This window comes from Pseudomonas sp. GD03862 (assembly GCF_029840855.1).
Taxonomy (GTDB): Bacteria; Pseudomonadota; Gammaproteobacteria; order Pseudomonadales; family Pseudomonadaceae; genus Aquipseudomonas; species Aquipseudomonas alloputida.
In genome coordinates this window covers 1-14,567 of the sequence record NZ_JAOCDI010000009.1, presented here as the reverse complement: position 1 = coordinate 14,567, position 14,567 = coordinate 1, and the positions used below count along the sequence as shown (strand labels likewise).

At 56.9% G+C, this 14,567-nt stretch carries 14 protein-coding genes and 1 pseudogene; 6 read left to right on the top strand and 9 right to left on the bottom strand.

The genetic code is table 11. The annotated features are described in order from the left end of the window. Positions 1 to 19: 19 nt before the first annotated feature. From tssC to N5D53_RS08375, 3 genes are all read right to left on the bottom strand, one after another. Entirely contained in the window at positions 20 to 1,522 is a 1,503-nt protein-coding gene (gene tssC / locus N5D53_RS08385; protein ID WP_003248356.1) for a type VI secretion system contractile sheath large subunit, read from the bottom strand. Positions 1,523 to 1,536: 14 nt separating this feature from the next. Then, positions 1,537 to 2,076: a type VI secretion system contractile sheath small subunit gene (gene tssB, locus N5D53_RS08380; RefSeq protein ID WP_104962881.1), complete on the bottom strand. Its 540-nt coding sequence runs from the start codon at positions 2,074 to 2,076 to the stop codon at positions 1,537 to 1,539. A gap of 64 nt (positions 2,077 to 2,140) precedes the next feature. Next, the gene (locus N5D53_RS08375; protein ID WP_028697263.1) at positions 2,141 to 2,890 is read right to left on the bottom strand and encodes a hypothetical protein; all 750 of its coding nucleotides are present in this window, start codon (positions 2,888 to 2,890) and stop codon (positions 2,141 to 2,143) included. An 816-nt stretch (positions 2,891 to 3,706) separates the two neighbouring features. Here N5D53_RS08375 and tri1 point away from each other — a divergent pair. Then, a complete protein-coding gene (gene tri1, locus N5D53_RS08370) occupies positions 3,707 to 4,822 on the top strand; it encodes an ADP-ribosylarginine hydrolase Tri1 (protein ID WP_029380649.1) in 1,116 nt (371 codons plus the stop codon). Between the two features lie 90 nt (positions 4,823 to 4,912). Here the strand turns inward: tri1 and N5D53_RS08365 are convergent, their stop codons facing one another. From N5D53_RS08365 to N5D53_RS08340, 6 genes are all read right to left on the bottom strand, one after another. Further along, on the bottom strand, positions 4,913 to 5,215 hold the full coding sequence (locus N5D53_RS08365) for a hypothetical protein (protein ID WP_019751691.1): 303 nt from the start codon (positions 5,213 to 5,215) through the stop codon (positions 4,913 to 4,915). A gap of 141 nt (positions 5,216 to 5,356) precedes the next feature. Continuing rightward, positions 5,357 to 5,866 (bottom strand): hypothetical protein, encoded by a 510-nt coding sequence (locus tag N5D53_RS08360; RefSeq protein ID WP_014860353.1) that lies wholly within the window; start codon positions 5,864 to 5,866, stop codon positions 5,357 to 5,359. 434 nt (positions 5,867 to 6,300) lie between these two features. Beyond that, positions 6,301 to 6,597, bottom strand: a complete 297-nt coding sequence (locus N5D53_RS08355; RefSeq protein WP_014860355.1) for an immunity protein Tsi6 family protein — start codon at positions 6,595 to 6,597, stop codon at positions 6,301 to 6,303. 147 nt (positions 6,598 to 6,744) lie between these two features. Then, complete coding sequence (locus N5D53_RS08350) at positions 6,745 to 6,876, bottom strand: hypothetical protein (RefSeq protein ID WP_014860356.1); 132 nt, start codon at positions 6,874 to 6,876, stop codon at positions 6,745 to 6,747. Between the two features lie 125 nt (positions 6,877 to 7,001). Then, positions 7,002 to 7,265, bottom strand: coding sequence for a hypothetical protein (locus N5D53_RS08345; protein WP_014860357.1), 264 nt, complete (start codon positions 7,263 to 7,265; stop codon positions 7,002 to 7,004). Between the two features lie 9 nt (positions 7,266 to 7,274). Beyond that, positions 7,275 to 8,699, bottom strand: coding sequence for a DUF6861 domain-containing protein (locus N5D53_RS08340; protein WP_223843625.1), 1,425 nt, complete (start codon positions 8,697 to 8,699; stop codon positions 7,275 to 7,277). A gap of 712 nt (positions 8,700 to 9,411) precedes the next feature. Between N5D53_RS08340 and tssI the strand changes: the two genes are divergently transcribed. The 5 genes and pseudogenes from tssI to N5D53_RS08315 form a co-directional block, all read left to right on the top strand. Next, complete coding sequence (gene tssI, locus N5D53_RS08335) at positions 9,412 to 11,253, top strand: type VI secretion system tip protein VgrG (RefSeq protein ID WP_104961766.1); 1,842 nt, start codon at positions 9,412 to 9,414, stop codon at positions 11,251 to 11,253. A gap of 21 nt (positions 11,254 to 11,274) precedes the next feature. Then, on the top strand, positions 11,275 to 11,868 hold the full coding sequence (locus tag N5D53_RS08330; RefSeq protein WP_088512118.1) for a DcrB-related protein: 594 nt from the start codon (positions 11,275 to 11,277) through the stop codon (positions 11,866 to 11,868). Next, positions 11,865 to 13,091: a PAAR domain-containing protein gene (locus N5D53_RS08325; protein WP_088512117.1), complete on the top strand. Its 1,227-nt coding sequence runs from the start codon at positions 11,865 to 11,867 to the stop codon at positions 13,089 to 13,091. Before N5D53_RS08330 ends, N5D53_RS08325 begins: the two co-directional genes overlap by 4 nt. Positions 13,092 to 13,101: 10 nt before the next feature. Beyond that, positions 13,102 to 13,797 carry a hypothetical protein gene (locus N5D53_RS08320; RefSeq protein WP_088512116.1) on the top strand — a complete coding sequence of 232 codons (696 nt, stop codon included), beginning with the start codon at positions 13,102 to 13,104 and terminating at the stop codon, positions 13,795 to 13,797. Between the two features lie 349 nt (positions 13,798 to 14,146). Further along, positions 14,147 to 14,567 (top strand): annotated as a pseudogene (locus tag N5D53_RS08315) (type IV secretion protein Rhs); the annotation flags it as partial.

Sequence of the window (14,567 nt, the reverse complement as noted above, 5' to 3'; positions counted from 1 at the left end):
CCCTGTACACAACGGCCTGTCAGCCGCGTGCGCCCTGTGGCAGCTCGGCAACCAGCCGCAGCGAGGCGGTCAGTTCATCCAGCTGGTAGTGCGGGCGCAAGTAGGTCACGGCCTTGTACACGCCTGGCTTGCCGGGCACTTCGAACACCTCGGCGCGGGCTTCGCGCAGCGGGAACTTGGCCTTGGCCTCCTGGCTGGCGGTGTCGTCGAGCAGCACATAGCTGGCCAGCCACTGGTTGAGGAAGCGCTCGACATCCATACGCGAGGCAAAGCTGCCGATCTTGTCGCGCATGATCGCCTTCATGTAGTGGGCGATGCGCGAAGTGGCGAAGATGTATTGCAGCTGGGCCGACAGGCGTGCGTTGGCGTTGGCGATGTCGGTGTTGTACTGCTTCTGTTTCTGCGCCGACTGGGTGCCGAAGAACGCGGCATAGTCGGTGCCCTTGCAGTGCACCAGGGGGATGAAGCCCAGATCCGACAGCTCTTTTTCGCGGCGGTCGGTGATGGCGATTTCGGTCGGGCACTTGAGGGCGATTTCGCCGTCGTCGGTCTTGAAGGTATGGGTCGGCAGGCCTTCGACCAGGCCGCCGCCTTCCACGCCGCGGATGGCCACGCACCAGCCGTAGCGGGCGAAGGCATCGGTGACGCGGGTGCCGAGGGCGTAGGCGGCGTTCATCCACAGGTATTTGTTGTGGTCGCGGCCATCGACGCTTTCGACGAAGTTGAATTCTTCCACCGGGGTGGTATCCGGGCCATACGGCAGACGACCGAGCACGTGGGGCAGGGTGAGGCCGACGTAGCGCGAGTCTTCCGAGGCGCGGAACGACTTCCACTTGGCGTATTCCACGGTGTCGAAGATCTTCGCCAGGTCACGCGGGCCGGACATCTCGGTGAACGAGTCCCAGCCGAACAGCTCGGACGAAGCGGCCGAGATGAACGGCGCGTGCGCCGCCGCCGCGACATGCGAGATCTCTTCGAGCAGGTACATGTCTTCGGGGTTGCGGTTGAACTCGTAGTCACCGATCAACATGCCGAAAGGCGCGCCACCGAAGGTGCCGTACTCTTCTTCGTAGACCTTCTTGAACAGCGCGCTCTGGTCGAATTCGCTGGCGGCCTTCAGGTCGCGCACCAGGTCTTTCTTCGAGGCATTGAGCAGGTGGATCTTCAGCGTGGTGCTGGTCTCGGTCTGGTCTACCTGGTATTTCAGGCCGCGCCAGGAGGCTTCCAACTGCTGGAACTCGCGGGCGTGCATGATCTCGTTCATCTGCTCGGAGAGCATCGCGTCGATTTCGGCGATGCGCGAATCGAGCACGGCGATCAGGTCCTTGCTCGGGGTCATCTCACCCTCGAGCACCTGGTTCACCAGTTCGCCAATCAGGTCGCGGGTGCGGTTGCGCTCGGTGTCGGAGCGGGCCACGCGGCTTTGCGAAATGATGCTGTCGAGCAGCGAGGGCTGTGGTGCGAAGTTTTCCACTTCGACCAGGTCGCCGGCCTGTTGCGGTGCGGTTTGCTTGTCGGTCATGTTCGGGCTCCTGCTCAGGCGCGATCGTCGCTGGACGGGTCTTCCACTTCGGCTTCACGGCCGAATTCCTTGCCCAAGGTCTTGAGCTTTTCAGTGTTCTGCAGCACATCCATCAGCAGCTCTTCGAGCTTGTCGTTGCCGCCCATCTTGTTGCGCAGGTCGGCCAGCTTGTTGCGCACTTCCAGCAGCTTGCGCAGCGGCTCGACCTGCTTGACCACGTTCTGTGGCTCGAAGTCTTCGAGGCTGTTGAAGTTCAGTTCCACGCCCAGCTGGGTGCCGTTCTTGGCCAGGGTGTTGTCGACGCGGTAGGTCAAGCGTGGCTTGATACCCTTGAGCACACCGTTGAAGTTGTCGCGGTCGATGTACACGAACTTGCGGTCCTTGAGCTTGGGCAGCGGCTCCAGCGGGTTGCCGGAGAAATCACCCAGTACGCCGACGACGAAGGGCAGCTCCTTTTTCTCGATGGCATCGCCGATGTCCACGTCGTAGGTGATATGGACCCGAGGCGCGCGAACGCGGTCGAGTTTGTGCTGAGTGCTTTCCTTCTTCGCCATCGTGTTCTCCAGTGCGAGCAATTCGCTGCGAATCATTGCGCGGCCCGGTGCCGGGCGCTGCGCGTTACAGTCCTTCGATCGTCAGCAGCAGGCGCTGACGGATTTCGTCGTTCATTTCCAGGATGTTGTCGCGGCCTACCAGTTCTTCGAAGCTGGTGTTGCCGGCAATCTGCGTGCTGCTGCGGATGACCGAGTCGTCGGGAAGTTCCGAGCGCACCGGCGAGCTGATGACGCAGAACGGCAGGTCGCCAAAGCCCTTCAGGCGCTCGAAGCTCAGGCCGTAGCGCAAGCCCTCGAACAGGCGGCCAAGGCCAGGCGACTTGCTCAGGCAGTAGAACAGCACCAGGTAGTGCACCACGAAGCGGTACAGCTCGGCGCTGCTGCGGTTGGGGTCTTTGATGACATTGCGAAACCGTGCCAGGTCGAAAGCGTGGAAGCCCACTACCCAGCGGGTCGGGCTGGTGATGCGGATGACCTGGCCGCTGTGTTCCAGGGTCTTGTCGTATTCCAGCGGGAACAGTTCGGGGGTGGTGCTGATCAGGTTCAGCGGTACTTCCAGCTCGGTGACCAGCTGGAACGGCGCGGCCGAACCGATACGTTCGTAGAGTTCGACCAGGGCCTGGAAGTGGCCCTGGGTTTCGCGCCCGCTGCTGCGCTGTGCGCCTTGCAGGTATTCGCCAAACAGGGTTTGCGGACGGATCAGCGGTGCCACGGTGGCAAGGTAATCCGCCGCCTGCGCCTTCAGCGCATCGGAGATCGCCCGCGTCTGGCTACGCAGCTTGATCAGTGCTTCGACATCGAATGTCTGTGTCATTGGTGCATCGTCCATGTGCCTGCTTGATCGTCCTGAAACGCCGGTGGCGTGGACTTGAAAAATCGCCTTTCGGCTACAGCGAATTTGAGTGCTGGCATATGAATATTGTGTTGCCAGCAATGCCGAGTAGGGCACCTCGCTGCGGAAGAAGTTCCGGCGAGGGGGGGATTTTTTCCCCGTTTTGAGACGCGACGCAATAATGGCGCGATGATATTGACAGCGTGTCTTGGGCGCAGAATATGGGGGGTCAAGCCCTAAAGACTGGGTACGAAAGGGGCTGGAAAGCGATGAAAATCGTTGGCAAAAGATTTTTTCAAAAAGTGAATCCGGTCTCATTTTTTGCGCTGACCGCTTTCTCGCGGAGGTGTTGGCGAGGCGCCTCAGGATGATGGCAATGCGACGGAATGTGCCGCGCGGAAAGAGTGTTATCAGGCGTGATTCATCCGTTTGGATGGTGACTTTTGAAAGCTCGCGCGCTCCCTCGGAAATAGCGTCGACCCCCGGGCCTGTGCCGCACCTGCACAGGCAACGGTCTTACCGAAAACCTTGAAAACGTGCGCGATCACTGTGGGAGAGGGCACGCCCGTTCCCACAGGAACAGCGCCGGCCCCAGGGTTTGTGCCCTACCTGCAGCAACAATTGCCTCAGCCAAAACCGTGAAACCTGCACGGCCCCTGTGGGAGCGGGTTCACCCGCGAACACCGGCGTAGCCGGTGCCATCCTCATGGTCGGCGGCCTGCTCGGGTCATTGCCGGAGTAGTGCAGGTCAAGCAAAATGAGCGCATGGACGAGAGCAACCTACTGCAAGGAATCAGCATGATCGACCTGAGAAGCCCGGATGCAATCCTGAGCGACTACGCAAAGCGTTACGCCCATTTGCTCCCCGAACTATCGCCGCAGTTGCAACAGCGCATGGCCTACATGCCGGAGCCCGACGCACCAAGGCTGCCGCTGACAAAGCCCGCCTGGCTGAGCGACCGATCCTGCACGTTGACACCAGGCCAGGCGATAGACCGCGCGCAGGGTGCATTGCTGGGCCTGGCGATTGGTGATGCGGTAGGCACCACCCTGGAGTTCCGGCGCCGCGATCAGGGGCAGGTCAGCGACATGGTCGGCGGTGGGCCGTTCCGCCTCGCGCCAGGTGAGTGGACCGACGATACCAGCATGGCGCTGTGCCTGGCAGACACCTACGCAAGCCAAGGCAAGTTCGATTTCGCGACCTTTGCCGATGCCATGGTGCGCTGGTACCGGCAGGGCGAAAACAGCGCCAATGGCCGCTGCTTCGACATCGGCAATGTCACCCGCCGAGCCCTGGAAGGGTGGGAGGCCCAAGGGCTTGCGTGGATGGGCAATCTCGAGGCCTCGACAGCGGGCAACGGTTCGTTGATACGGCTCGCGCCTACGGCCATTTTCCGACGCCACTCGCTGTCGGCAACCTGGTGGGAGAGTGTGACGCAGAGCAGCGTGACCCATCGCGCGATTGAGGTCTCGGAGTGCTGCAAGTTGTTCGGTGCACAGCTGCATTTGGCGCTCAATGGCGCGGACAAGGAAGAGGCGTTGTCGCCGAAGGTGCGCCCCCTGCAGCCCCGGGCCTTGATCATCAATGCCGGGGAGTACAAGCACAAAACCCGTGAGCAGATTCGCTCGTCAGGGTATGTGGTCGATACCTTGGAAGCAGCGCTCTGGGCTGTGTGGAATACGGACAATTTCAGGGATGCGATTCTGTTGGCTGCCAACCTTGCCGATGATGCCGACAGCGTGGCGGCGACGGCAGGGCAGATTGCGGGCGCCTTGTATGGGGTGTCGGGCATGCCGCCGGAATGGGTGGCCAAGGTTGCCTGGTCGCGGCACATTTGTGAACTGGCAAGCCGGTTGTTTGAACTCGCGCCTCAGGGGGATGAAATGGACGAGCTGCTATCTGGCAGTGAGTGATAGCACCTTTGATCAGGTAATGGCTCTCAACGCGTCAACTGCAGCCCGGCAAAATCGCAGTAGGTCGAACGTTAACAGGTCAGTTTATGCTCAGTGGCTTTTAGCCTGGAATTTTTTAAATGAACTCCATTCTTGTCCATTGATTAACGCCATATAGAATTTGGCAAAAGCCTCGCTAAGTTCATGGTCGTCTTGTAAGTTTGTTTCCTGTAGATAACGATACCAGGAGATGTCTCGCGCCTCTAAAGGTGCGTGGATTTCACCGTTCTCAGATTTCAACAGAAGGTCGCGAAGTAGGTTGAGCATGGTCATGGCGTCAGGATTCTGGTCCTTGATAGTTTCAAGCTTTTCGCGAAGCGCTCTGGCTGTAATTTTCAGTGTGTGCTTGTCCATTTAATGCCCGAGTATGCATAGTCCAGAGGGGCGCCGCTGTAAGTCCACGTCGCCCCGTCTCCAAGTTGCTGCGGCTTATCAACTGTCACCTTGTCGGTTTTCTCCGCCGTACTCGCTTTGAGCCTGACCAAGGTAGGCAACTCACCGCCCATCGACCTGGACGCAAATGTCCTTGCCGTCGATGACCTTGCATGGCCAGTTGTCGTTGATGTAGTGATCCGGCTTGAAGCACACCCGATCATCATTGACCCAGAACAACTGCCAGGCAGAACCCGATATCAGCAGCTTCGAGCAGGGCGTATAACCCCTGGCCAGCAAAGCCCCCGTAGTCAGAATCATCACCGCAGGGACGACATGGATCAGCGTTTTAATCGATATCCCGAACATCAACGCCTGGAAGCGGTGCAGCCGGGATGCAGGGGGTGGGTCGAACTTCTTGCCGGTCCAGGCGCAGATCGCGCTGCCAACGAGCAGGATGGCGAGTGCCGGTGGCGCCATGAGCAGGCCGAACGCGAGGTACGGTGTTTCCACGACCGGAGCGCCACGAAGCAGCCTGCCGTACAGCGGGAACAGGTAGTTGGTATAGGCATAAAGCGAGACGGCCCCTACCAGGAGCAATGCGATGAACATGGCGACGGCCAGCAGCCTCATCTTGAGAGGCGTAAGCCCGGGTGACATTTGTGAGGAGCGTGTATTCATTCGCAGAGCTTGGGCAGGTTGAACGTGGGGGCGATGGCAGTGAGGGCATCGATGGCAGCCTGAGGGCGCTTGGCCAGGTAGGCAAGTCTATTCCGTCGGGGCGCAGCTTGCGGATGACCCACCACTTGGCTTCATCGTAAAGCTCGTCGGCAATTCTACCCGCGATGTTTTTGGATGCCATAGCGTGGCGCATTGAGAGTCCTGCGCGCTCGACCTCGATTGGCGCTTGGCGGGTAGATCAACTCATGTCCATCTGGCGTTTCCGGCCCTTGCTGACCATCGCAGGGGCGATGCTCGGCCGCTGCCGCTAGGCAACGAACGGTGCCTGTTCGGTCCAATAGTACTCTTCGTAATCAACCAAGGTATGAACTCGCGAGTGGCCGAGTTCAATCAGGTAGTTGAATCGTCAAGCCGCGGGCCGACTGAATGGCCACGTAGTAAGCGTCCTTCAATACCCTGGCCAGCTCCGGGTCATTTTCCTCGAATTCCTTCGATGCAACAGCTCCAATCGTTAGCCTGTGCAGCTTGGATTTATCCTTTTCGGTACCGTCGAAAACTGCCCTGATGTACTTTAACTGGTCGACTATAGTCGCGTAAACCGTAAAGCCAGGAATGCGCTTTTGTCGGTCAATCGCCAGCGCAATTGCGTTATCTACATACTCCAGTGGTGTGGCTGGTTTCATCTCTCACCTGCTCATATTAGTTTGAAAGGTTATTTCCGATACAGGTTATTTGCATCGTTCCACGGAATGGATTTCGGTCCACGTGATGTGCATGAGTTGTATCGATATGTGTACGATTCTTGGCCGTTTTCACTTGGAGGCATGGGGCTAATGGCCTGCGGCTTTCAGCAGTGGCTCCAGTTCGACGCTCAGCTTCATCGCGGCAGGGTCTTGCGCCATCAGGCTGTCGATGATCAAGCGAAGCTTGAGTAATTTTTGCTTGAGTGTTTCGGTGTTCATGGTCAGTCCTTATTGGGGTAAGGAAATGCACCACTTCACCGCAACGTAAGAGGGCGCCACTCATTTGTTGGCAGGGTCAAACGTTCATGCAATGTCGGATTTAGTCAGCATTTATCTATGTGGCACTAGATGGCCGTGCCCCGATTTTTTCCTGGCTTGATGATTAGTAATTCATCGAGTTGTCTTTTGCGGCATTTTATCACGAAAGCCAGCGCCGCATCAGGATCATCCATGAAGGCATCAAATGTAGCTGGAGCGATGGCGTAATATTCTTCGTAGTCAACCATGCCGTTGCTGACGGGGAACGAAACGTAATACTGGCCAGCGTCTTCTTCGATGCCGATTGAGTACATGTGTTGACGACTGATGAAAAGATCTTTGAATTTCATAGGGGGCCTTCAAAAAAGGGGAGAGGTGCTGAACATCTTGGCGGAAATACCCGCCGCGTCTATGACGGCTTCACTGTTGCCGTCAGGTAGCTTGCCACCAGGGATCCAGAATTCGTTTGCACCGGCTTCATTTCCTGATGGAATCCGTAGATTCAACTGCTTCGGATCAGGGATGTCTACCCGGACCAGTGCATTGGTATCAAGAAAATTCTCAGGCAAGCCAAGGGCTTGCTCCAACGCGCGCTTGTCACCTGCTGTCTTGGCAAGTAGTTCGGTTGCTTCGTGGCCTGGCATGATGAACGACGTACCATCTCTCTGTGCGATGCCGTATTTCTCAAGGTTGGTCTGGGTCATGAAGCGTGAGGCGCCATTTTCGAATTGGGCCAAGTGTTGCGCGACATAATCTGGGTCTAGATAAGTGGTGGGGTCGGGCCTTTCGCCTTTGGCGATTGCAAGGATATCTTCTTCGGTGAATCCAGGTTTGTATTTGGGTTTTGGCGGCTCAACAGCCTTCTGCGATAGCTCGCGAGAGCGTCCGTTGGCAGGTAGTGGTTCAGTCTCTGCACGCTTGAATGGTGTGGCGTCACGTGCTTGAAGTTCAGCATGTGCCAGCAGCTTTTGCTCGTTCTTTGCCAGCCAGGCGGCCAGTTGCTTGTTGGACATTTCCGCCTGCAGCCGGGCACTGCGTATGGCGGGCGTTTCCATATTCCTCTGAATGCCCGCCTTTATCTGCCCGCGGGTCAGGTAGGTTACAATGGCCGTCAGCAGCAGCAACACCAGTTGCTCCTGGCCGCGGGCCAGTTGGCGCGCCGCACGCTCGACACGCTCCTGGGCCTGCGCCGCGGAACCGCCGCTCGGGTCCAGGCCAGCGGGCTTGAGGCCATCCTCGGCGAACCAGGCCGTGGCCATGCCTTGCTGAAGGGTCGACAGGCAGGCAGGCAGGCCCTGATAAAAATACTCGGCGATGGCGGACAGCCCCAGGCCCATGAGGATCAGGTTGCCGACCTGCAGGCCAATGCCGGCGCCGGCCACCGCGCCCGGCGCCGCGCCGACGCCAAAGGCGAACGCCCCGGCCACGCCACCGGCGAGCGAGCCAACCGCCACACTGCCACCGAGGATCATCGACACCTCTTTGACCAGTTGCAGCAGTACCGGCAGGATTTGCTCGATACCTATCGAGGACCACTTGCGCTTGAGGTTGTCCTGAATGATCGGGTAGGACAGGGCCATGGCCTGGCGCACGTTGTCGATACGCTGGCCACCGAGGTTGCCATAGGCCTGGTTGGCGCCATTGCTCACTCGCCGGCTGAAACCGTCCCAGGCCTCATGGGCGCTGTTCAGGCCGCTGTCGACGCTCTGGTTGAGCTCGCTGAATTTCTGCTCGAGATTGCGTTCGATGTCTCCCCAACTGGGGATGTTGGCTAAAAGATCCATTTTCGCTTCACTGTCCATGGAAGTGGCGGCGCTCGGCGGCGAGCGCAGCATGTCGCTTCAGACCTCAGGATGGGGGCGAAGTCCGGCGGAGAGCCCATTGTTCTCATGACAGGCGTGCGCGGCAATAATGGCAATTGAGCATCGCTGCACGGCTTTGTGGCTGACCGCATCCCGCAAGTGCCATTACGGCCGCGTTCGCGATGGCCATTTGGCGGAATTGGCCAGTGGCAAAAAATTTGAACCAATCCACGTTATGAAACATTTTTCTCCGCCAGTGGAGTTGATGCGTCAGGTAGCGAGACAGTTCGAGTGGGAGCTGTCAGGCATGGGCTCTGATCGATACCTCAAAAACCTTCTGTGACGGGCCGTTCGGCGATTGCCGGGGGCGCTTCCGGGCGCCAGTGAGGAGGATGAAGGATGGCGATATGACATTGCCTTGCAGGGCGGTATTGCCCGGTTTTCCTAGGCCTGTAGTGAGTTGACAGGGCAGCTTTTGCCGGTGTTTCCTTTGGGCCTTTCTGCCTGCCTGGCATTTGGGAATGTGAACCCTGTCGCATTTATTTCAATGCATGATGGCACTTTCCTTTCTGTAGGCAGTCGCATGATTCCGCAAGCACGCGCGTTATGCGCGCATGCAGAATACGCCCGCAAGATCAGGGTTGCAGCTGAGCATCGCAAGCGCGTGCTGGCCGTGTTTTCAAGGAGATTTCGCATGATCATGGACTTGGCCTCCGCGCTGCTGTCGCCACAGAACCGCCGCCTGTTCAAGTTTCACAACCTGGCCAACCCCGAGCAGGAGCTGCTGCTGGAAACCTTCAAGGGCACCGAAGCCCTGTCGCGGGCGTTCAACTACGAACTGCTGCTGGTCTGCGAAGACTCCGGCGTGCCGCTCAAATCCATGATGGGCCAGCACGTCAGCATCGAGATCGAATTGGCCGAAGGCGGCCCGCGGTACATAACCGGCTACCTCACACGCTTTGCCAGCATCGGCAGCGACGGCGGCATGGCACGCTATACCGCCACCCTCAACCCGTGGTTCTCGATGCTGAAGAACCGCTTCGACACGCGGATCTTCCAGGGCAACACGGTCGAGGAAGTGGTCACCGAAGTGTTCGCCCTATGCCCGGCGTTTTCCCGCCACGAGTTTCGCCTGACCCGGCCACAGAAGCGCTACACCTACATCACCCAGTACCGCGAAACCGACTTCAACTTCGTCCAGCGCCTGCTGGAGGAAGAGGGGATGTTCTACTACTTCGAGCACACCGCCGAAGGCCACACCATGATCATCTGCGATGACTCCAGCACGCTGGTGGCCATCCCCGAGCAACCGCAAATCCGCTTCCACAGCGCCTCGGTCACCGAGACCGCCGACTCCATTACCCAGTGGAGCGGTAACCGTCAACTGCAATCCGGCAAGATGGCCACGCAAACCTTTGACTACCGCCAACCGAACAACCGCCTGCCGGTGGCGCTGAACAGCGTGAACAATCAAGGCGATGTCGAGAACTTCGAGATCTACGACTTCCCCGGCCAGTACACCCACGGTACCTATGACGAAGGCGAAACCCTGCTGCGCCTGCGCATTGAGGCGCTGGAGCTGCGCGGCAAAAAGTTTGAAGGTGCCAGCAACTGCCGGGCCATGAAGCCGGGCTACACCTTCGAACTGCTGCAGCACTACATCCACGACCAGGGGCCGGTAGAAGACCGTCAGTTCCTGCTGATGAGCGTGGAAAGCGAAGGCCACAACAACTACCTTACCGGCCAGCAGGCCAGCTACTTCAACACCTTCAGTTGCGTGCGCAAGAAGATCCCGTTCCGCCCGCAGCTGAGTACGCCCAAACCGACCATTGCCGGCCCGCAGACCGCGATCATTGTCGGCCCACCGGGTGAGGAGATCTTCACCGACGAACTGGGCCGGGTGAAAGTCCAGTTCCACTGGGACCGCAATGGCAAATACAACGATCACAGCTCCTGCTGGGTACGTGTCGCCCAGTCCGGCGCCAGCGGTGGCTTCGGCAGCATCCAGATCCCACGTGTAGGCGACGAAGTGGTGGTGGTGTTCCTGGACGGCAACCCGGACCGGCCGCTGATCATGGGCAGCCTGTACAACAGCACCAACACCCCGCCATGGTCGCTGCCGGCGAACAAGACCCAGAGTGGGTTCCTGACGCGGTCGATGAAGGGCAAAGGGTCGAATGCCAACTTCTTCCGCTTCGAAGACAAGGCTGGTGCTGAGCAGATCATCATGCACGCCGAGCGCAATCTGGATACAGAGGTTGAGGCAGATGACAGTCTCAAGGTGGGCGGGAATCGAACGATCAACGTCGAAGGCAAACATTCCGAAACGATCAAGCTGGAAACCAGTATTGCGGTGGAGGAGGGTTCGTATTTTGTGACGGTGGATCAAGGGGCAGTGAAAATTAAGGCTGCAACGTCCATCACGTTGGAGGTCGGAAGCAGCAAGCTGGAAATGAAATCGGATGGCACGATTACCCTGTCAGGCATCTCCGTGGACGTTGCAGGCAGCAAAATAATCAATTTGAACAAGTCTTGATTAGCGACAAGGAAAAGTCCCATGCGTAGAAACATCTACGACCGATTATCTGAACGGCGCGAACGCGAAGAATGCCTTGAGCGTGAGCGTCTAGAAGAGGAGGCTCGCAATGCGGAGCCCCCTCCACCAGAGCGTTTTCTTACAAATGAATTGAGTTTCGTTCGTCCAGAAAATTTAAAAGACAAGACGTTTCACGTCTTCACGCTGACGGACATCGGACCTAGCCCGTTCTCGTTCGTCGTGGGGCGTTCGCCAGTGGAACCGGGTACGGACTTGGAGACGCTTGCGCAACAACTGCTTGGTGAGTTGAAAAAGACGTTGTCCCATGTTCAGTGGATCGAGCCGGTTTCCCCGGTAGAGGTAGCTGGATTGGAGGCCCGACGTGTCGAGTTTCGTTGGCGACAACAAGGCCAACCGGTTCATCAAGTACAGCTGATTTTTCTGCATCAGGATGAGTACAAGCGGCCTTTGCTCATGCAAATTACTGGTACGAGCAACAGTCCCAAAGGCATGACGGCGGAGGAGCGTAGTGCTTTCGATACGTTGGTTGAAAGTCTTCAACTGCGCTATCTGCCCGCGAACGAGGGGGATGCTGAACAGGCCGAATCAGCATGACTGCGGCTGCTGCGAGATTAGATGATCCAATCGAGCACTCCAGCGCTTTAGGTGGATTGCTTGCTGGCTTAGCAATTGGTGCAGGCGCGGTACTCATAGGTATTGCCGTTATCGGGACCGGCGGGCTTGGGGCTGTAGCGCTAGCCGCGATGGTTGGCGCGGGAGCAGCTACTGGCGCTGGAATCGGTCAACTGATTGGTAGCCTATCTTTCGCTTGTAGTGAAACAGGGCAAATACGATCAGGCTCAAGTAACGTTTATATAAATGGGAAGCCTGCTGCGAGGGCTCATCTGGATAATGCCGAGTGTTCGGATCATCCAGGGGGGCCTAAGATATTGGCCCAGGGCAGTGACTCGGTTTATATCAATGGTCAGCCTGCGGCTCGAGTCGGTGACCGGACAGTTTGTGATGCAAAAATAAGTGCTGGCTCCCCTAATGTGTGTATAGGAGGGGGGACAGCGACGACTGATGCAATTGACCCGGAAGTTCCTGTTTGGCTTGAGCGTTCGGTGATGGCGTTGGGGCTGGCTAGTGCTTTTGTACTGGCAAGTCCAGTGTTGGTGATGGCGGGGTTGGCAGGTGGTATTGCTGGCGGAATGGCTGGACATTGGGCTGGCGGCGAGCTTTTTGGTGAGGGCTCTGATGGCCAGAAGCTGATGGCGTTTGGTGGTGCTCTGCTTGGGGGGGGCATCGGCGCGAAAGGCGGAAGAGCATTTGACGCCCGATATGAGATCCGGTCTCATGGTTTCGGTTCTAACCTCGGGAATGTTAAAGTTGTTAGACGGGCTGCACCTCCACTTACACCTAAGAAAGGAATATCTCCACAGCTTTACCAGAAGTTGCGAGCGAAGACGCCCAGCAGAGAAATCCAGGCGATGGTGAATAAGGATGTTGTATTACCCATGAAGGATCCAGCGCTGCCGGGGCTGGAAGTTACAAAGCCGTTGCATGCTGATCATATCGTCCCGATGAAGACGATTACAGAAATGAAAGGATTTGATAAATTGACATTTGAACAGCAAGTCGAGATATTGAATTACAAGCCTAATTTTCATGGGTTGAGTGAAACTGCTAATACCTCGCGCGGCGCTAAAACCTACTCAGAATGGACTCGGTATAAAAAAGGTGGAGTAGATGTTGACGCTGGTTTCAGAAGTAGTATGATGGAGCGAGCGATGAAATTGGAAGTTGAGTTGCAAGAAATGATATCTGGTGTCTTGTAGGAAAAATTAGATGATTACTCTTGATGATATTTTGCAAGATCTCAGTGTTGAATTTTCTGGCCGTAAGTTGTGCTTCGATCTCAAAGACATCCCTCAAGATGTCGTCTTGCCCGCAAGTTGGGAGGGTTTTGGGCTTGGTCTTGATCTTGCGCCTGTATATCCTGAAGGTTGGGATTCATTTTTAAATGAGTTTCCAACAACGCTCGCGCTATTCAAGGACTGCTTGCTGGGCACCGTATTATTGATAGATGCTGAGATTGAAATGGTGTATGTCTTTCATGATGGCGCCAGTTTCTACTATTATGTAGGGGGGAGGCCTGTGGAAAGGACTGAGGCTGGGGAATTCAAGCACCTTCCCAGTAGGCTTCAAGATTTTTATCGTGAAGTGCATGATGGGTACACTTTCTTTCCGGCGCGCTCAATGGGGCCGCAATGCCTTAGTGACCAGTCACGTGTTTCCGACTTAGTTGATGAGGAGGACGACTCTTTTGCTGATAAGTGGATTACGGTATTCTCGAATGGCGCCGGAGACTATGTCGCGGTAGAGGCCGACAAGCAAGATGATACGGAAGGCTTGATATGGTGGCATGAAGATCCTGTGACTCCAGAAATGGGGATTGATATTTTTGAAGTTATGGATGCATGGATGGCAATATTCCTAGAGGATACTAAGTCTCGCAATGAGTTGATAGTTAAATTTCATTGATTATTGTTAATTATGGCGATGCTGAGATGTTTATTAAACTACTGGCTTCGCTCCGTTTTCAATGTGCCGTGATTTTTCTTGCTTGCCGAAGCCAGGGGTGACATTGGCTACGGCTCGAACAGAGAGTGCCGTAAGGCCGCAGTCTGTTCGCGCGCGCCACCATTGGTCGTTTTATTATCAAGCTCAATCTGGAAACCCATTAGCAATTCACCTGCGACGATGGCTTCGTGCTGTTGTTTTGACATAAGGTTTAATTGGTTCGTATGCTGTGTGGTTTTGTTTTTTAAAAATTGTTAGTGTGTTATCGCTTGGGGAGAGCTATCATTTTCTTGCAAATTCTTAGTTTTTACGTCATTTGACTAACTTAACTAATGCACTGAACAAGACCACCACGCTGGAGCGCAAGCCCGACGGCGAAGTGCTGCGCATCAGCCACCCGGACGGCACCACGGAAAGCTTCACCTACAACGTCTACGGTCAGGTGCTCAGCCACACCGACGGCAAGGGCCAGACCACCCGCCTGATGCGCACGGCCCGCGGCCTGCCGAGCAGCCGCCAGGATGCCAAGGGCCAGCGGGTTCGCTACGAGTACGACAAGGCCATGCGCCTGACCGCGCTGGTCAACGAAAACAACGCCACGTACCGCTTTGCCTACGACGCTTCGGACCGGCTGAGCGAAGAAGTGCGGGTGGATAACCTGACCCGGCGTTTCAGCTACGACGTCGGTGGCCATCTCACACGACTGGATGAGATTGGCTATGGCGAAAGTG